Annotated in this window: 16 protein-coding genes; 11 read left to right on the top strand and 5 right to left on the bottom strand. The window is 51.2% G+C overall.

Features of this window, described 5'->3' with window-relative positions; genetic code table 11:
- Nucleotides 1–175: 175 nt before the first annotated feature.
- The 8 genes from KZ483_RS07765 (at nucleotide 176) to KZ483_RS07800 (ending at nucleotide 12,091) form a co-directional block, all read left to right on the top strand.
- Nucleotides 176–2,851, top strand: coding sequence for a CHASE3 domain-containing protein (locus tag KZ483_RS07765; RefSeq protein ID WP_220352093.1), 2,676 nt, complete (start codon nucleotides 176–178; stop codon nucleotides 2,849–2,851).
- A gap of 206 nt (nucleotides 2,852–3,057) precedes the next feature.
- Complete coding sequence (locus tag KZ483_RS07770) at nucleotides 3,058–4,122, top strand: Gfo/Idh/MocA family protein (RefSeq protein ID WP_220352094.1); 1,065 nt, start codon at nucleotides 3,058–3,060, stop codon at nucleotides 4,120–4,122.
- 66 nt (nucleotides 4,123–4,188) lie between these two features.
- Nucleotides 4,189–5,811, top strand: coding sequence for an ABC-F family ATP-binding cassette domain-containing protein (locus tag KZ483_RS07775; RefSeq protein WP_220352095.1), 1,623 nt, complete (start codon nucleotides 4,189–4,191; stop codon nucleotides 5,809–5,811).
- 190 nt (nucleotides 5,812–6,001) lie between these two features.
- On the top strand, nucleotides 6,002–6,502 hold the full coding sequence (locus KZ483_RS07780) for a zinc ribbon domain-containing protein (RefSeq protein WP_220352096.1): 501 nt from the start codon (nucleotides 6,002–6,004) through the stop codon (nucleotides 6,500–6,502).
- A gap of 321 nt (nucleotides 6,503–6,823) precedes the next feature.
- Complete coding sequence (locus KZ483_RS07785; protein ID WP_220352097.1) at nucleotides 6,824–8,071, top strand: NAD(P)/FAD-dependent oxidoreductase; 1,248 nt, start codon at nucleotides 6,824–6,826, stop codon at nucleotides 8,069–8,071.
- 618 nt (nucleotides 8,072–8,689) lie between these two features.
- Nucleotides 8,690–9,586, top strand: coding sequence for a cation diffusion facilitator family transporter (locus tag KZ483_RS07790; RefSeq protein ID WP_397376190.1), 897 nt, complete (start codon nucleotides 8,690–8,692; stop codon nucleotides 9,584–9,586).
- A gap of 534 nt (nucleotides 9,587–10,120) precedes the next feature.
- A complete protein-coding gene (locus KZ483_RS07795) occupies nucleotides 10,121–10,372 on the top strand; it encodes a KTSC domain-containing protein (protein WP_220352098.1) in 252 nt (83 codons plus the stop codon).
- Between the two features lie 729 nt (nucleotides 10,373–11,101).
- The gene (locus tag KZ483_RS07800; protein ID WP_220352099.1) at nucleotides 11,102–12,091 is read left to right on the top strand and encodes a C40 family peptidase; all 990 of its coding nucleotides are present in this window, start codon (nucleotides 11,102–11,104) and stop codon (nucleotides 12,089–12,091) included.
- 105 nt (nucleotides 12,092–12,196) lie between these two features.
- On the opposite strand, the gene KZ483_RS07805 is transcribed toward KZ483_RS07800, so the two are convergent.
- The 4 genes from KZ483_RS07805 to KZ483_RS07820 are packed head-to-tail and all read right to left on the bottom strand — an operon-like array spanning nucleotide 12,197 to nucleotide 15,200.
- The gene (locus KZ483_RS07805; RefSeq protein ID WP_220352100.1) at nucleotides 12,197–13,165 is read right to left on the bottom strand and encodes a type I phosphomannose isomerase catalytic subunit; all 969 of its coding nucleotides are present in this window, start codon (nucleotides 13,163–13,165) and stop codon (nucleotides 12,197–12,199) included.
- A 38-nt stretch (nucleotides 13,166–13,203) separates the two neighbouring features.
- Complete coding sequence (locus tag KZ483_RS07810) at nucleotides 13,204–13,596, bottom strand: VOC family protein (RefSeq protein ID WP_220352101.1); 393 nt, start codon at nucleotides 13,594–13,596, stop codon at nucleotides 13,204–13,206.
- 37 nt (nucleotides 13,597–13,633) lie between these two features.
- On the bottom strand, nucleotides 13,634–14,233 hold the full coding sequence (locus KZ483_RS07815; protein WP_220352102.1) for a tRNA 5-(aminomethyl)-2-thiouridylate-methyltransferase MnmM: 600 nt from the start codon (nucleotides 14,231–14,233) through the stop codon (nucleotides 13,634–13,636).
- 1 nt (nucleotide 14,234) lies between these two features.
- Nucleotides 14,235–15,200, bottom strand: coding sequence for a tRNA modification radical SAM protein MnmL/YtqA (locus KZ483_RS07820; RefSeq protein ID WP_220352103.1), 966 nt, complete (start codon nucleotides 15,198–15,200; stop codon nucleotides 14,235–14,237).
- A 311-nt stretch (nucleotides 15,201–15,511) separates the two neighbouring features.
- On the opposite strand from KZ483_RS07820, the gene KZ483_RS07825 reads away from it, so the two are divergent.
- Both KZ483_RS07825 and trmB read left to right on the top strand, forming a co-directional pair.
- The gene (locus KZ483_RS07825; protein ID WP_220352104.1) at nucleotides 15,512–15,715 is read left to right on the top strand and encodes a hypothetical protein; all 204 of its coding nucleotides are present in this window, start codon (nucleotides 15,512–15,514) and stop codon (nucleotides 15,713–15,715) included.
- 165 nt (nucleotides 15,716–15,880) lie between these two features.
- Nucleotides 15,881–16,660, top strand: a complete 780-nt coding sequence (gene trmB / locus KZ483_RS07830) for a tRNA (guanosine(46)-N7)-methyltransferase TrmB (protein WP_220352105.1) — start codon at nucleotides 15,881–15,883, stop codon at nucleotides 16,658–16,660.
- Here the strand turns inward: trmB and KZ483_RS07835 are convergent.
- Nucleotides 16,579–17,136, bottom strand: coding sequence for a phosphatase PAP2 family protein (locus KZ483_RS07835; protein ID WP_220352106.1), 558 nt, complete (start codon nucleotides 17,134–17,136; stop codon nucleotides 16,579–16,581). The two genes, trmB and KZ483_RS07835, sit on opposite strands and share 82 nt — an antisense overlap.
- A gap of 218 nt (nucleotides 17,137–17,354) precedes the next feature.
- On the opposite strand from KZ483_RS07835, the gene KZ483_RS07840 reads away from it, so the two are divergent.
- Entirely contained in the window at nucleotides 17,355–18,536 is a 1,182-nt protein-coding gene (locus KZ483_RS07840; protein ID WP_220352107.1) for a glycosyltransferase family 4 protein, read from the top strand.
- The last annotated feature ends 201 nt before the right edge of the window (nucleotides 18,537–18,737 follow it).

Genomic DNA, 18,737 nt, shown 5'->3' on the forward strand with positions numbered 1-18,737 from the left:
CCTCCGATCCTTTGGTCCTTCAACTACCAGTGTAACTAATTATCCGGGTCATCACAAACAGCCGACTTGGCAAATGGCTTCCATTAAAAAAATAGGTTATTATTTAGGAAGAAGTACCTGGCTGTCCGATGACAAAGATCCAATTTCCATTTCACTCAAGGTAGGAGCCGACATAATGATGATTAACATAGGACGAAGCATTCGATCGAAGATTTTCATCGGTTATATTGTCGTTATTCTATGCCTCGCCGTATCGGTGTTCATCGTATCGGGCCGAATATCGTCACTGCAGAACGAAATCGATTTCATTTCGGAGCATGACGTGGAGGTCCATAATTTAACCAACCTTATCGAAAAAGACTTCCTCGATATGGAGACCGGCCAGCAGGGCTATATCATCACAGGAGATACCAGCTATCTGGAGCCGTATTACGCGGCACTAAAGGATTGGGAGAATGAATATAACCGTCTTTACGAGCTTGTAGCCAATTATCCGGAGCAGCAGAAGAAGCTGGAGACGTTGAAGGTCAACCTTGAGCACTGGATCCGGGTTGCCGGCGAGCCTACGATAGCGCTCAAGAAGGAAAACAAGACGTCGGAAATCTTCGATTATTTTAAAACGGACCCGGGCAAAAAAGATATGGATCTTATACGTACTCAGTTCGAGGATTTTCGCAACGCCGAGAAACTACTGACCAAAAACCGGGCAGACCGACTGGACGCGCAAAACCGATATTTGAAAATAGGCATGTTCGTCCTGCTTATCGCCGTTTCTATTATTTCGGTCCTGGCGGCTATCTTTATTTCCCGGTCCATTGTCAATACAATCAAGGAAGTCACCAAGACGATATCGGAAATTGCCTCGTCCGGCGGGGATTTGAAGCGCAGAATCGAAGTCACGACGAAGGATGAGATTCGCGACCTTGCCTTGGCTACCAATAGGCTGCTTGAGTCGCAGGAGCGGCAGAACTGGATGCAGTCCAGGCTCACGGAAGTCGTCAGCATGTATCAAGGGGTATCGGATATTCAGACCTTGGCAAAGCTTTTCATCGGGAAAATTTCCCCCATGCTGAATGCCTCTTACGGAGTAGTTTACGTCCGTTCGCGCCAGGAAGACGAGGTGAGAATGGTGAAATTCGCATCTTTTACCTCCAGCGGAGCCGACGTTGGCGCCGATAGCTTTGGTCTGGGTGAGGGCCTTATCGGCCAGTGCGCTAAGGACCGAACCCCTATTCAGATCGACCAGATCCCGGAAGATGGTTCGAGTTCGAGAGAAGCAGGCGCGACCCGGACTTTGATCGTGCCCGCCGAATTTGAAGGCGAGGTTGCTGCAGTCATAGAGCTTGCGACCCTGGAAACGTTCACCGATTCACACCGGCTGCTTCTGGAAAATATTCTTAAGACATTTGGCACGGCGGTCAACAGTGTGGAGAGCCGGATGGAAATCGAAAGATTGCTGAAGGACTCTCAGTTATTGACCGAAGAGCTGCAGCTTCAGTCAGAAGAATTACAATCCCAGCAGGAAGAACTGCGAATCGCGAATGAGCATCTGGAGGAGCAGAACCGTTACGCGGAAGAGAAATCAAGGGAACTGGAGAAGACGAGAAGTGAACTCGAGAAGCATGCGGAGCAGCTCGAGCAAAGCTCTCAGTACAAATCCCAATTCCTGGCGAATATGTCCCATGAGCTGCGCACGCCGCTTAACAGCATGCTCATTTTATCCCAGATGCTTGCTGAGAACCGGAGCGGTACCCACACTCCCGAAGAACAGGAGTACGCACGGGTCATTTATTCGGCGGGAGAAGATTTGCTCAATCTGATTAACGATATATTGGATTTGTCCAAGGTAGAGTCGGGTAAAATGGATGTGTTTATAGAAGCGATGAACATAACCGAACTGCCTTCCATTTTAAATCATCAATTCTCGCAGATCGCCGAGCGGAAAGGGCTGACATTCTCGATTCTGCTTGATCCCGATATCGACCGGCTGTTCTATACCGATACACAGCGTCTTCTGCAAATTGTAAAAAATCTGCTCTCCAATGCATTTAAGTTTACACGCAGCGGCGGAGTCGTTCTCAACATCAGTATGGCAGCCGCGGAGCTGACGAGCGAAATGTTCGGTTCCTGGCCGCGAAAGCCGTCCAACGTGCTGGCAATCTCCGTCACCGATACGGGAATTGGCATTTCCAGAAAGAAGCAGGCGCTAATATTTGAGGCATTTCAACAAGCTGACGGGACAACCAGCCGCCAATATGGCGGCACCGGACTTGGGTTGTCGATCAGCAGAGAGCTCGCCGGCCTGCTTGGCGGCCGTATAGACGTGAAGAGCGTTGAAGGCGAGGGAAGTACGTTTACACTGGTGATTCCGTCCCTTGAAGAAGAAGTGAACGAGCACTTGATCGCGCAATCGGAATGTGCGGCGGGAGAAGAAAGCCACGTCAGCTTTACTTCCGTCTACCCCGCTTCCGAGGGCTTCAAGAAGAACAAGGTGCTGATCGTCGATGAAGATATCCGCAACGTATTCGCGCTTAAGAGCGCGCTGGAGAGCGAAGGATTTACCGTTCTTGCCGCCCATGACGGCCGGGAATGCTTGGATCTGTTAGACAAAGAAACCGATATTGATCTAGTCCTGATGGACATCATGATGCCGGTTATGGACGGATATGAAACGATGCGCAATATCCGCCAGGTTCTTAAGCTTGAACGGCTGCCGATCATCGCACTGACGGCAAAGGCGATGAAGGAGGATCGTGAGAAATGTTTGGAGGCCGGAGCATCCGATTATATAAGCAAGCCCATTGATATGAATCAGCTGCTTGCTCTCATGCGCCTTTGGTTGTCCAGATAGCAGGAAGGCCAAGATATCGAGATCACTTATTGCACTAGTGCGGGCGGGGCTGATGCCAAAATCGGAGTGATAAATCGCCACTTGAAGGTCTGTTATCATTCATCTGCATTGTATATACTGCAAAATAGCAGGAAAGCAGCCATAGATAAAATGAACGAAACAATCAATAACTGGAAGTAAACAAACGAGGAGGTCTACCGATCATTATGAGTCAATCCGTCAGAATCGGCATTATCGGCGCAGGCGCCATCGGCAATGCACATATGGGCGCATTCAGCAAGCTTGAAGGTGCGGTCGTAGCCGCCATTACAGACACGTTCCTTCCGCTTGCACAGCAGCGTGCCGAGGAACACCGTATTCCGCAGGTTCATCAATCTCCGGAAGCGCTGCTGCTGGACCCGGGCATCGACGCGGTTGTTATCGCGGTTCCCAATAAATTTCACGCGCCGCTGGCGATTGAAGCGCTTGGGCAGGGAAAACATGTTCTGCTGGAGAAACCGATGTCGACCAACTCCGATTCAGCGCGTCAAATCCTCGAAGCCAAGGAGAAATCGGGCAAAGTTCTGATGATGGCGCATCAAATGCGCTGGGAAGGTCTGTCCCGCGCGCTGAAACAGGAAATCGAGAACGGCAAACTCGGCACTATATATAATGCCAAGACCGGCTGGCTGCGCAAGAAAGGCATTCCGGGCTGGGGCTCCTGGTTTACCCGCATGGAAGAATCAGGCGGGGGCCCACTGATCGACATCGGCGTACATATGCTCGATCTGACCCTTTACCTGATGGGGAATCCAAAGCCGGTTTCCGTTTTCGGCTCGACTTATGCGGAATTCGGACCGAGACGGCAGGGCATCGGCAACTGGGGCACGCCAAATTGGGAAGGCTACTACGACGTGGAGGATCTTGCTTCTGCGCTCATAAAATTCGACAATGGCGCGACGCTGTCTCTGGAAGTGAGCTGGGCGGCCCACACCGCCGGGCTATCCGAAGATCCTTTCGTATATTTGATGGGTACCGAGGGCGGGGGATCAATGGTGGGCAGCACCGGCAAGCTGGTGTCCCACGAAGGTAATATCATTATTGAATCTTCGCTTGCTCCGCTAGAAGGAGAAGATTCCCGGACGCTTCTCAGCAAGCATTTTCTCGAATGTATCCGGGAAGGCAAGGAGCCGATCACGACTGCGCTCTCGGGCTATACCAATAACCGGATTTTGGATGCCATTTACGAATCGTCGAAAACGGGCGGCGAAGTGAAGCTGACGTGGGAATAATTCGCGTCGTTATGCTATAATGGTGTGATGAACAAGATTTTTGAGTGAAGGACGGGATCACACACAATGATTAGCACAAGCGGCGTTACGCTTCGTTACGGTAAGCGGGCGCTATTTGAAGATGTAAATATCAAGTTCACGCCTGGCAATTGCTATGGTCTGATCGGAGCAAACGGAGCAGGCAAATCTACTTTTCTGAAGATATTATCGGGAGAGGTCGAGCAGACGGGCGGCGAAGTCCATATTACGCCGGGCGAACGGCTCGCCGTGCTCAAGCAGAACCATTACGAATACGATGAGTTCCGCGTGCTCGAGACCGTTATCATGGGCCATAAGAAGCTCTATGAGGTAATGAAAGAGAAAGATGCAATCTACGCCAAAGCGGAATTTACCGATGAAGACGGCATGCGGGCGGGCGAGCTTGAAGCGGAGTTCGCCGATATGAACGGCTGGGAAGCGGAGTCCGAAGCGGCCGGCATGCTCAATGGTCTTGGCATTCCGCCGGAAATGCATGACAAAATGATGGCGGAGCTTTCCGGTAACGAGAAGGTCCGGGTGCTGCTTGCGCAGGCGCTGTTCGGCAGCCCTCAGATATTGCTGCTCGATGAGCCTACCAACCATCTGGATATGGAATCGATTCATTGGCTGGAAGATTTCCTCGCCGGCTATGAAGGCACCGTTATCGTCGTATCCCATGACCGGCACTTCCTTAATCAGGTTTGTACGCATATCGCGGACATTGATTTCGGTAAAATCCAGCTGTACGTCGGCAACTACGACTTCTGGTACGAGTCGAGTCAGTTGGCTCTGACGCTTATGAGGGATGCGAACAAGAAGAAGGAAGACAAAATAAAGGAGCTTCAGGCGTTCATTCAACGCTTCAGCGCCAACAAATCCAAGTCCAAGCAGGCAACTTCCCGGAAGAAGCTGCTCGACAAGATTTCGCTGGACGATATTCGTCCGTCGAACCGCAAATATCCGTTTATCAACTTTAAGCCGGAACGCGAAGCGGGCAAACAGCTGCTGCTCACTGAAGGCTTGACGAAAGCGATCGACGGAGAGAAGCTGATTGACAACTTGACGCTGACAATCAATAAAGGCGACAAAATCGCTCTCGTTGGACCGAACACGCTGCCTAAGACGATTTTGTTCCAGCTGCTTACTGGCGAATTGGAAGCCGATGCCGGCACCTTCCAGTGGGGCATTACGACAACTCAGGCTTATTTTCCGAAGGATAATGCGGCATTCTTTGAAGGCGTCGAAATGAACCTGGTCGACTGGCTTCGCCAATACTCGAAGGATCAGGACGAGAGCTTCATTCGCGGCTTCCTGGGGCGGATGCTTTTCTCGGGCGACGAAGCGCTCAAGAAAGCCAGCGTACTGTCGGGGGGCGAGAAGGTTCGCTGTATGCTGTCGAAGATGATGCTGTCGGGCGCCAACGTACTGCTGATGGATGAACCGACAAACCATCTTGATCTGGAGTCGATCACGGCGCTTAATAACGGTCTCATCGATTTTGACGGAACACTCATTTTCACCTCGCATGACCATCAGTTCGTCCAAACGATTGCGAACCGCATTATTGAAATAACTCCAAACGGAATCATCGACCGAATAATGTCGTATGATGAATACCTCGAAAGCGCGGAGATTAAAGCGCTGCGCGAGCGGATGTACCCGGCGGAATAAGAAGGCGGCTTAAGGATTTTATATAGCTTGAGGCGGTCACTTTCCGGAGATTAACCCGTAAAGCGACCGCCTTTTCGTGTGCCCGAAAATAAGCTGGGGTCACCCGCTTCGCCCGGCAAGCAGTACGTGCCCTTCCTGTGTTAAAATAAGTGCATACCAAGAACGACCATCATAAAGGAGACGAACCACCATGTCCTTATTCGATAAAGTAAAGCAAAGCGCATCCGAGGCTGCCAGGAAAGCGCAGCAAACAGTGGAAATCACAAAGCTTAAGGCACAAATATCCGGTAAAGAGAAGGATATGGATAAACTGCTCTATGAAATCGGGGCATCGATTTACCAATCCCATCAGGCCGGCAATATAGCGGAATCCGAGGAAGCAGTCGTAAACTACTGCAGGCAGCTGGATGAGGTGCATACCGAAATTCAATTTATGGAGGAAAGAATCAAGAATATCCGATTCGAGAAAACATGCCCGACGTGCGCTAAAGTGGTCCCGCTTAACGCCCGCTTCTGCCCGGATTGTGGCACGCAGTTTCCCGACGAACCAAAGCCTGATTCTACTGTCGCCGAAATCCGTGTCATCTGCAGTCATTGCTCTACCGAGAATGAGCTCTCCGCCAAGCATTGCATATCTTGCGGCGGCAGGCTGACCGGCGGAAGCCCGGCTGATGACGATGAATCAATGTGACATGCCGCGCCGGGTTCCGGGCGTAAATAGCATCACAGGCTTTGTCGACCGCTTGTTATTATGAGCGGTCTTTTATTATATTTCAAGAAAACAGCGCCTTTTATGCGAATGTCGTTTACAAGTTGAGAAGCTTTGCATATAATGGTGATAAGTAAACAATGTGATTTATTTCACAAAAAAACCTTTCATTTAACCTAGAAACTCAGATTTGATTCACGAGTGTTTTTTTTTCAGGGATATTGTGATTAATTTCACAATTATTTCTTTGGAAGTATTTGTGATTAAATTCACAATATAAAACTAGGCGGAGGGCGGTAAACCATGAAAAAGGTACCGAGGGTCGTTATTCTTGGAGCGGGGTACGGTGGGTTAGTCACGGCAATTCGGCTGCAGAAAAAATTGAGGTACAACGAATTGGACGTGACGCTGGTCAATAAGCATAGCTATCATTTCATCACAACTCATCTGCATATGCCTGCAGCAGGTACGGATCATCCCGACAATGCACGAGTGCCGATCAACAATCTTCTGAATCAGAGCAAGGTAAAATTCGTCAAATCGACCGTGCTGCAAATCAAGCCGGAGGAAAAAAGCGTTGTTTTGGAGGACGGCATTATCTCGTACGATTACCTGGTAGTCGGCCTTGGCAGTGAGATGGAGACGTTCGGTATTCCAGGCTTGAAGGAATACGCTATGGCGATCCGCAGCATTAACAGCGTTCGGTTGATTCGGCGGCAGATTGAGTCGATGTTCGCGAAATTCCAGGAAGAGCCTCACAGCGGCGATTATTTGACTTTTGTGGTCGGAGGAGCGGGCTTTACCGGTACGGAGTTCGTCGGTGAGCTGGCCGACCGAATACCGGCTTTATGCAAGGAATACGGAGTGGAACGTTCATCTGTGCGAATTTACAATGTTGAAGCGGCCCCTGCCGCGCTTCCACCCGGTTTCCCGGCAGATATGGCTCAGTACGGCATGAATGTGCTCCGCCGCAAAGGTGTAACTTATAAACTTTCAACATCGATAAAAGAGATTACCCGGGACGGTGTTTTGTTGAGTAACGATGAGTTTATTCAAGCGGGAATGGTTGTCTGGTCAGGCGGCATAAGAGGCAACACCCTGCTGGAGCAGGCCGGCTTTGACACGACCCGAGGCCGGGTGAAAGTGGACGAATATTTGCGCTCGCTGCAATATCCGGATGTTTATATTACCGGTGATTGCTCGGCTGTGTTGAACGGTGAAGGCAAGCCATATCCGGCGAGCGCGCAAATTGCCGTCCAGCAAGGGTTTAACGTGGCCGCGAACTTAATTAATGATGTCCGAAGCCGGCCGTTGCGCAGCTTTGAGTATGACGATAAAGGAACGGTAGCTTCACTCGGCAAAGGAGAAGCGGTCGGAGTCATTAAGCAATGGAAGGTGACCGGGAAATTCGCCGTGCTGATGAAGAAAGTAATCGATATGAGATATCTGTTTATTATTGGCGGGCTGCCGCTGGTGCTGCAAAAGGCGGTCTTCAAAAAAAAGGCCGGACATCAAGGCCGGAGGACAGGGGAATTTATGCAGCAGCATTAATTGAAAAATAGGCATCCATTATTGCCATTACCCGCATCCAGCGGGTTTTTTGCTATTCAGCGAAATATCGGTTTGAATAAACGCTATTTGACCAATGAAGCTCTCAAATTAACACCATATTCCAAGTAACCCTTTTGTCTTGCCTTGCTCCCATCTTTCAGAACTTGATGAGAAACAAAAATAGCACTCAATTAGAATAGAAACCGGGGCAAGCTGCACACTAATCATGATAATCGAAGGGGAAATGAACTACCTTATATGGGAATGGTCGTAATTACGCCGGGAGGCAAAAGGAACGGGTATCGGGTCGCAGCCCGAACCAGTCTTGAGGACATTGTTGATTGGTCGAACAAAAGACAACAACGGAAGCCGGGGATGGACGCAAGCTTGTTTCGGGCAGCAGGTGCAAGCTTGTTTACACACGCTAGGAAGCCGAGTATTGGACGCAAGCTTGTTTTGAGCACGCTCAAACAAGTTGCGCGGCGGCATAAAAGTGACGCCTTTGCCAACACTGTTTCTCTAGACCCACACGATTATGATTTAGTATGATACGGGTAACGTGAGCCTGAGCAGCGTACTGCGGCTCTGCCGCATTTACATAAGAAAGGGGTGCGCGACCTGTTGGATCAGTATCAGGAAATCAGACAAGGGGAAAAAGGAGCCTGGGTCAGCATCGGCGCTTATATTGTGTTGTCGGGATGTAAGCTTGCAGCCGGATACGGCTTTGCATCCGCTGCGCTGGTTGCCGACGGCTTCAATAATTTGACGGACATCATTGCTTCAACGGCGGTGTTGATCGGACTGCGCATTTCGCAAAAGCCGCCGGATGAAGATCATCCTTACGGACATTTTCGCGCAGAGACGATTGCTGCGCTGATTGCCTCCTTCATTATGGCCACGGTAGGTTTGCAGGTGTTGATTAGCGCGGTGCAATCGTTATTTGCGGGCGATCGAGCCGCTCCCGGTTTGCTATCGGTATGGGTAGCGCTCGGCTCTGCAGTTGCGATGGCCGGGGTGTACCTGTATAACCGCAGGCTGGCCAAAAGGATAAATAACCACGCCCTTATGGCGGCGGCCAAAGACAACCTGTCCGACGCGCTGGTAAGCGTCGGCGCGGCAGTAGGTATTATTGGCGCTCGGCTCGGTATGCCATGGTTGGACCCGGTGGCTGCACTGGCCGTCGGCCTTATTATTTGCAAGACCGCCTGGGAAATATTTTACAGCTCGACACATGCATTGACCGACGGGTTCAATCAGAAGGATCTGCGTTCGCTGCGCGGTACAATCGAACATACCAAGGGTGTGCGCTCCATTAAGGATATAAAGGCCCGCGTACATGGAAGCAATGTCTTGATCGACGTTGTCGTACAGGTCGATCCAAATTTATCGCTTGTCGAGAGTCACCGGATCAGCGACGAGATCGAACGTAGAATGGAGCGCAAGCATAACATTATGAGCGTCCATGTTCACGTAGAGCCGCTCGGGCTCATTGAACAGCTGCCGGGCCGACGGTAAGAAGACGTAAGCTGCAAAATCATTGTATCACAGGTCGTTAAGACAACGTCCATGCTGCAGTATGATTGAATCAACCATCGTCAAAAAACGTGCAAGCTGCAAAATTATTGAATAAAACCGGCGTCCGGGACGCCGGTTTTTTTTGATTTTTAGACATATTGCTGCTGTCGGTGATTCTAAAACAAAGCTCAATCGGCATATATTATGCAACTGAGGGCTGAATGCGTTTACTGTTGTGCCCCAAAGCCCCGCCTCCGAAAATTTTTCCTCATTTTACCAAGTTATAAATCGTCCAAGGTGTTCCAAACCCGTATAAATGCGGGTAAGAATATATTATAGCCCGTCCGACCTTTACCCAATTAGCGACAAATGCCCAGCATTGGCGGATAGTTCAGGCCGTTGATGGGCATTTGCAGCTGTGCGCAAGCGTGAGGATGTTACCAATCACAAGGGAGTGTGATTTCAATATAAGAATGACGGATTGGGGAACGAAAGGGTATGGCGAAAATACGACATGATGGAGGAGGCGTTTCTATGCTTTTACCGGTGGAATCGAAACAAATTGCCTTTTGCTCTTACAATGAGGATGAGTCAACTCTTCATCTGTACTTCCATACGGGTGATATTGTCGCTTATCCTTACGTCGACAAAGAAGATTATCAATCGGTTCTTGATGCGACAAACCGTTACGATACTCTCATGAAGGTGACGCAAAAAGGACAATATACGGATGAGATCCGCTCTGATGGGCCCGAGACCGGCGTCCCGGCATGGCAAGACATATAGTTGTCGGAAACACGACAAGGTACCCGTAAATCTCGATGAGCACTCATATATACGCGAAATTTCGTTACCCTTTTATGGGCGAATGCAACCTTGCCAACGGGCAGTATTGCCGTTTCGGCGTTTGATCCGCACTGAGTTTGAGTCGGTCTGCACCAGCGGGACCCGTTTTTTTTGAAAAGCATACGAGGTGATAAGCGAGCGCGACCGGGATTGTGAGGTCCGCTTGTTTTTTCTTGAGGATTTAAGGCAGTGCGGAGACCGGCATGGCGGCAGTACGGCAGCTGTCGTGCTTGAGAAAAGCCGGTTCATGATAAGAAACAATTGCGTGGGGCTTGGAAACAATTACCGGTCTTGTATTTCAAGTGCGGAAAATAGTTCCTAAGACATAGAATGGGACCCGCGGATTTTTGACAAAGAAAACTGCTCGAAGTTCAAGCCGGCTATAGAGTTGAGATGTTTCACGTCCCTGGAGGGACGTATTTTTATTTTGGCCTGAAAACGCTTGCTATAGGGAATTCATCCTGGGTTTGCCATGGGAAAATGAGGCGATCGGACGATAGGTGTCGTAACGGGACGAACATACAATGGAATTATTAAATTGCGCCTAAAGACAGGTGCCGAAAGGAGTGTTCAAGAGCTTCCATTTGTTACCTGAGATTCATAAGGCTCGTCCCTATTAAGCGGGACAGCCGACTAACCGACTAGAACAGAACATGGAGGTTTCAAAGCATGAAACAACGATTAGCTTTACTTATGGCACTCATTCTCATCGCTCTCACTATTATTCCAATGACGGCCATGGCAGCCGCGGATGCATCGGGGACAGGGGAAATTAAGGCAACGGTAAGCTTACGGACGGGCCCTTCTACTTCATACCGCGTGTTAAAATATTTGAAAGCCGGCGATAATGTCGCGATTTTGGACAAAGTCAACGATTATTGGTACAAGGTGCAGGATGGTCTGGGGCAGGTCGGTTACATCTCCTCCCTCAGTAAATATATCGGGATCAAAACCGCGGGCAATGCAGCTGCCGTAGCGTCGGTGTCGTTTCGCAGGGCTCCTTCCACGGGTGCTGAGCGCATTCGGTATTTGAGCAAAGGCGAATCGGTGCAGATCGTCGGTCAACCGAATAAGTATTGGTTTGAGATTCAGGATTCGCAAGGCGTCAGAGGATTTGTAAGCTCCAGCCCTCAGTACATACAGATGGGAGCAGGCCAGTCTCCCTCGGCCGGCGGAACCGGCAGCAGCGGCGGCGTTGAAGCCGGAAGCGGCGGACAATCGGCAGTAATTGAGCGGGTAATCGCGGCGGGTATGAAATACTGGGGTACGCCGTATGAATTCTCTTCAGACCGTAATACCACAACAACGTTCGACTGCTCTGACTTCGTTCGCACGGTATTTCTGGAGGGTGCGGGGATTACTCTGCCTTCAGACTCCCGCAAGCAAGGGGCATATGTTAAGCAAAAGGGCGGCGCATTGACGGATTGGCATCAGTTGAAGCGCGGCGATCTCATGTTTTTCATGTCCTATAAAGGATCGAAACCGGCATCCTACGCAGGCGTGGACAAATCTGCACAGACTATAACGCATGTCGGAATTTACCTTGGCAACGGGCAAGTTTTGCACACTTATTCAAAGGAATCCGGCGGCGTACGGACGAGCGATATCGCAGGTACGCACTGGGAATACCGGTTTCTGTTCGGTGGGAGTGCACTCTAAAAAACGCAGGGGCTGCGAGGTGTAGTAGATATGTCTACTTACCCCGCAGCCCCTTATGATTATAGCGAAGACTATTTCGTGCTTGGCCGATTCCGGAGCGTCCGGCTATGGCGCCACGCTGCGCAGCACGGTCATTCTGCCGTCAAGCTCATATTGGCCGAGACTCGCAGGGAGCAGGAAGCACTCTCCGGCCTTCACATCCTGTTTGCCGCCTTCCCAGCCTAATGTCCCTGATCCTTCGGCAATGACGAGAATAACGAAGCTCTCCGGCGACGTCGAGAGCTGCCAGGGTGCCTGAACAACCCCCTTCTCGACGATAAAATAAGGCGATGCCGCTATACGCAGCCATTCGTTCGCGCCGATTCCATCCGTCTTCATGCGAGTCGCGCCTGCGCCTTCATAGGCAATAACATTGAGCGAATCTTCAACATGCAGCTCGCGGGGCTTGCCGTCCAGCCCCGGTCGGTTGTAATCGAACACGCGATATGTCGTATCCGAGTTCTGCTGAATTTCGGCGACCAGCACACCGGCACAGAGCGCGTGGACGGTGCCGGCCGGTATGTAGAAAGCGTCCCCGGCTTCAACCGGAACCTCCTGTAAGCAGTCCATTACACGGCCTTCGGCAATCGCTGCCGACAGCACGGACCGGTCGACACCGTCGCGTAGTCCGTAAATGATTTTCGCCCCCGGCTTTGCGTCAAGTATGTACCACATTTCCGTCTTGCCAAGCTCTCCCTCCGGCAGGCCTTCGTATAAGTCGGTCGGATGCACTTGGATCGACAGGTCGTCGTTGCAGTCGAGCAGCTTGATCAGAAGCGGGAATCGCCCGTTGCGCTCGGAGAAGCCCTGCGTTCCGAAGAATTCCCGGCCGAATTTCTCGCGTATGTCGTCAAGACCGAGTCCCGCCAGTTCACCGTTCATTACCTTTGTTGTGCCGTTGGGATGGTCTCCGATCATCCAGCCTTCTCCGATCGGCCCTTCGGGCAGTTCCAGTCCGAACTGCTCCAGCGCGCGTCCGCCCCAAATTCGTTCCTTCATTTCAGCTTTAAATTGAAGTGGATAAGCTTTTGTCATTATGACTCTCTCCTTTTTATTTACCAATTGTCGTCTGTTTACTTCCCTGCGGGTTGAAACATTTCAAGAAATTCACCATCAGGGCCGTAAAAGAAAAAGTAGCGCGCTCCATTGGGGAGCGTCGTTATTTCCGAGTCTCGCAGCGGCACGCCAAGTCCCTTGATTCGCTCGAACTCCGCTTCGGCATCGTCGACCGTAAAAGCAACATGATGCGTTTTACCTTCGGCCGGAAGTCCGCTGTTGTAACCTTCGATCAGCTCGAGCTCGGTTTCCTGCGCATCAGCCCCAGCCAGAAAGGCCAGCCTGATAACGCCGTTTGTATGCGTCATCGTGTATAAGTGCGAGAGGCCGATTATTTCCGTATAAAAGGAAATCGATTTTTCCAAATCCTTTACCATTATACCGACATGCTCCAGCTTGCGTACCGTCATCCTATTTCCTCCCTGCGAAAGTTATCAGCAAAACATGCTATGTATGCCGGGGCTGTCTCTTCTCAACCGCGATAAGGAACGGGGCGTCCTGTTTTTGCGCGAATCGGTACAGAATCGCTTGTCCGTTTGATTGGGGGAGTGAGGCCGCCCAATCTTCAACAGCAGAGGCTTCCAATTCACCTCCGGAGTGTCCGGGATAGAGCACGATGGTCATGATGCCGCCGGGCCTGAGAAGCGACTGAGCCGCTTCCAGAGCCTCTAATGTTGATTCGGTCTTCGTTATGAGCGCAGGATCGGCTCCCGGCAAGTAACCGAGGTTGAACATCGCGGCCGCCAGCCGCCCATGCGTCCCTGCGGCTACATGCGAGGCCATTGCGGCATGACTGTCCTGCACCAGACACAGATTGGGCGGTTGAACGTTCACCCCGCCCAGTGCCTCAGCCAGCCTTTGGCGTGTCCGCTCCAGCGCCCGCTCCTGGATGTCGAAGGCGTAAACAAGGCCTCGCGGCCCGACAAGCTCGGCGAGAAACTGAGTGTCCACGCCATTGCCGCAGGTCGCATCAACTACGGTATCGCCCGGAGAGACCCGCTCGGCCACCAGCTTATGCGCCATGCTGAGAACGGAAAGAAACCCCATTTTACCGATCCTCCCACAGACGTCCTTGCCATGTGCCGCGCCTGCGCAGCTCGTCGTCGATCGCGTTGAGCACTTCCCACTTCTTAAGACTCCACATCGGACCGATAAGCAAGTCGCGGGGGGCGTCGCCTGTGAGCCGGTGAACGATCATCCCTGGAGGCAGCACCTCAAGCGTGTCGGCAATCAAACCGACGTACTCATCGCGCTCAAGAAAGCGGAGCAGTCCAGCCTCATACTGCTTGACCATCGGCGTCTTGCGCATGAGATGAAGCAGATGGATCTTGATTCCCTGCACATCCATCCCGGCAACCGCCCGGCCTGTGGCAAGCATCATATCGTGCGTTTCCTGCGGCAGACCGTAGATGATATGGGCGCAAACCCGGATGCCCCGCGCTCTGAGGCGCTGAACCGCATCCACATAACAGTCCGTATCGTGAGCGCGGTTGATGAGCTGCGAGGTCGTTTCATGGATCGTCTGCAGCCCCATCTCCACCCATAGATACGTCCTCTCGTTCAGCTCGGCCAAATAATCGACCACATCATCAGGAAGACAATCCGGCCGCGTCGCGATCGACAATCCGACTACCCCCGGCTGGCTCAGAATTGCTTCGTAATACTCCCGAAGCTCCTCCACAGGCGCATATGTGTTCGTGTATGCCTGAAAATAGCCGATATAGCGCGCGCTGGGCCATTTTTGATGCTGAAGGTCCCGTATCTTATTGAACTGGGTCACCAAATCGTCACGCCGGCTGCCGGCAAAATCGCCGGAGCCGCGAGCGCTGCAAAACGTGCACCCGCCGGTGGCGATGGAGCCGTCCCGGTTGGGGCATGTGAAGCCTGCGTCGAGCATTACTTTAAACACCTTGCCGCCAAACTGCTCCCGCATTTCGTAATTCCAGGTATGGAACCGTTTATCCGCCCACAATCTGGGTTTAACGGCGGAATCTTCGTGTATGGTTGCTTTCATGCGCCGTGCTCCTCATGCTTCAAAGTCGCTGACTTCGCGTTAATCTTAATTGTAGCGAAAATCTGCAAAGAACGCTACGATGTTGACCGGTCCGGAACAATCCTTTGCCGCCGCAGCAATGGACAACCCTTCAATTAGCTGGAAAATAATCCGCCTAAATTGCGAAAAAATGCTTGCAAAACCTTACATGACCTGTTATATTGAAAGAGCGACAAATCAACGTTTCCACTCATTTTACCATCATTCAATCACTTGTCATAGCTGGTCGGTTTTCTGGAAAAAGTAATAAAAAAACCGTGAGGTGATTTGAGATGAGCACACAAGTAAAAATCCCGCAAGGGGACGAGAAGGTAACGGTTGAACTAACCAGAAAAGAACTGATGGCGCTTGCCGGCATCCGGTTCCACGGAAATCACAATATTGAGGTCTCCGCCCGCAAGAAGCTTAATGAAGCGCTTGAGGAAACATACGAAATCGACAACGGGCAAGGCGTACCTCGCCAAATGCTCAACTAGCGGCGGCACCATACAACCATCTGAGCCTAAGGCGTGAAATAAGCCTGCGGCTTTTTGTTTTGCTCTTCTGGTTCCTCCAAGCTGCTTTGACTTTACATTCGCTGCGATGTTAGGCACAATAAGGACTAGCTTACAGTAAACGATACGTGGAGGAATCGAGCGACTATGCGTCTTAGAGGAAGAAAAGGAATTCGCGAGAGTCTGGAGGCGCAGCCTGAACTGGTAGTTCTGGATGCAGCTCCGCACAAAGGCCGCTGGCGGGAGTTTTTCGGTAATGAAAATCCGATTTATATCGAACTGGGCATGGGTAAAGGACGTTTCATCAGCGATATGAGCGTGCGCAACCCGGATATTAATTTTATCGGCGTGGACATGTACGACGAATTGATTCGGCGTGCCGCCGAGAAGGCACGAAATGCATGGGCGGACAAGGGCGGAGAACCCCGGAACCTTGCGCTGCTGCGCGCGAATATCGAAAGCATTGAGGACATGTTCGCTCCCTGCGAGATAACTCGAATTCACTTGAATTTCAGCGATCCCTGGCCGAAAAGCAAACACGCCCGCAGAAGGTTGACTCATTCGCGTTTTGTCGAAAAATATATGGAGATTTTAAATGAGCGCGGCGAAATTCATTTCAAAACCGACTCTCAGTCATTGTTCGAATTTTCGCTGAACAGCTTTGCCGATATGGAGCTTCATATGCGCAATATTTCATTGAACTTGCATAAGGACGGACTTCGCGAGGATCTGGTTCTGACCGAATATGAAGCGAAATTCGTCGAACGCGGAAACAACATTTACCGCGTGGAAGTCGTTATCGGCAAGGATGCGTTGAGCGACCACCGGGAAGCCAAGAAGCAGGTTCAGCTCAAAGACCATAATGACGAAACAGCCAAGGACGTGAGCGAGCCGAGCAGCGCACCGGCGGCGACGTCTGAAGGGTAATGCAGCCCGAGATACATGCGTGACCAAGCTACGGAAATGCCGAGGACGAGAGCCAGCGGCAGCAGTACCGGCAGCAGCGCCGTATCCGCGATAAGCCATGGTGTAAGCCAAGCGAAAATAGCGGTCGTATGGCCTGAGGGGAAAGAAGAATCGCATAAAGGCTTCCGGCCCGTCTGAACATGCGGAATCGCCTGATGAGGACGGAGCCGGCGGTATTTGCGCTTTATGAAGGCAACCGGAATATGGCTGGCCGCGACTGCAGCGGCGCATTGCCAACCGGCTGTATGCCAAGGGTTCGGCGCAAACAAAGCGCATAAAAGGGCGCTCGCGAGTGTGAATGTTGCGCCTCCCATATGCGTGACAGAGCTGAGCCACCGATCCATCCACATACACATTCCTCTATGAAACGGCCTCCTGTTCGCCCACATCAGAACCTTATGTTCATTAGTTTGAAGCCAATTTATCACTCGATCCATAAGCAATCCTCCCCTTCGGCATACAAACTGCTCGCAGTTCGATTTTATTACGGTATTGTTTGGGCCGTGTCAACAATTTGCAATCGGTATATTAACGATCCGTTTAACCTCTGTTGATCCGGCGCTAACACAGAGCGTCTACACTATCGCCATAAGCTGATCCGAAGAAAAGCGGTCTTGACCTCCGCTGCTCTGCCGGACGGACGGAGGCGATCGTTGTGAGACTTGCGCTATTTACAGACACCTTTGAACCGGATGTGAATGGAGTCGCAGGAACACTTGGGAGATGGGTAGATTTTATGCGGCGAAAAGGTGTGACTTGTATTGTTTTTGCACCTGACGCAGCCGAACGAAGGTCCCTCGCCGCCAATACCTCTTCAGTAGAACGATTTGCAAGCCTTCCTTTCTTCCTCTATCCTGAATGCCGTCTGGCCCTTCCGAATCCGATTCATATTCGCCGCGCTCTGCATGCTTTTAAACCGACTTTGATTCACGTCGCCACACCATTTAACCTTGGATTGTGCGGCATTCACTATGCCCGAAAATACAACGTTCCGCTCGTAGCCTCGTACCATACACATTTTGACAGGTATTTACCGTTTTACAATCTGCATTGGATGGTTAAGATGTTATGGAGATATATGAGTTGGTTTCATCAAGATTGCCGGCAGATCTTTGTCCCATCCGTATCTACGCTTCAAGAGCTGAAGAAGCGCGGGTGGGAAGCTTCGCGTATGGCCATTTGGCCGCGCGGAATCGATCCATTGCAGTATCATCCGCGTGTCGACAGGGACGCGCTGCTCCTGCGGCACCGGATCTCGCCTGAACGGTTCGTCGTATTGTATGTGGGGAGACTCGCCCCGGAGAAAAATGTAGAGGCAGCGCTTGCCGCCTTCGCTAAGTTTCAACGGGACGTATGTCCGAGCGCGATATTCGTGCTGGCAGGAGACGGTCCTTCCGGAGAGGCGCTGAGGCGGCAAGCCGAACGCGAAAGCATTCCTGTTCATTTTCTCGGTTTTACGGCAATGCCGGAACTGCAGAAATGGTATGCTTCCGCAAACGTTTTTCTGTTCCCGTCTCCGACGGAGACATTCGGCAATGTTGTTCTCGAAGCGATGGCTTGCGGTACCCCCGTTATATGCGCAGATGCCGGCGGCGTTGCCGACACCGTAAAGCATGGTGTCAACGGGCTGCTCTGCGAATCGGCAAATGCGGATGCATTTAGCGGCGCATTGAGCATGCTTTACCGCGATGCCAATTTACAGAGCCGCCTAACGGCCCGCGGAAGAGTGTACGCCTTGCGTCAATCGTGGGACAGTATTTTCGAAGAACTGCTGCAGCGCTGTAAGAAAGCGGCTTTTCCCGGCGAAGGTTCATCATTTCGTCACATAGGCAAATAAAGAGATGAAACTTTTCTAATCTTCGACTCGTTAACCATTTTGAAACATGATTTTTTAGTAAATGGATGAAAATAAGAGTGAAACGACAGAAAAACATGGTTTCACCTCAGTCAAACCGCCATGCAAGCGTTTTTCCAGGCTCTTACGGCCTTCAACCGCGAAATGCGCTTTTGACAAAAAGGTGTAATCCATGGAAAATCA

It is taken from the genome of Paenibacillus sp. sptzw28, from assembly GCF_019550795.1.
In the GTDB taxonomy this organism is placed as follows: Bacteria; Bacillota; Bacilli; order Paenibacillales; family Paenibacillaceae; genus Paenibacillus_Z.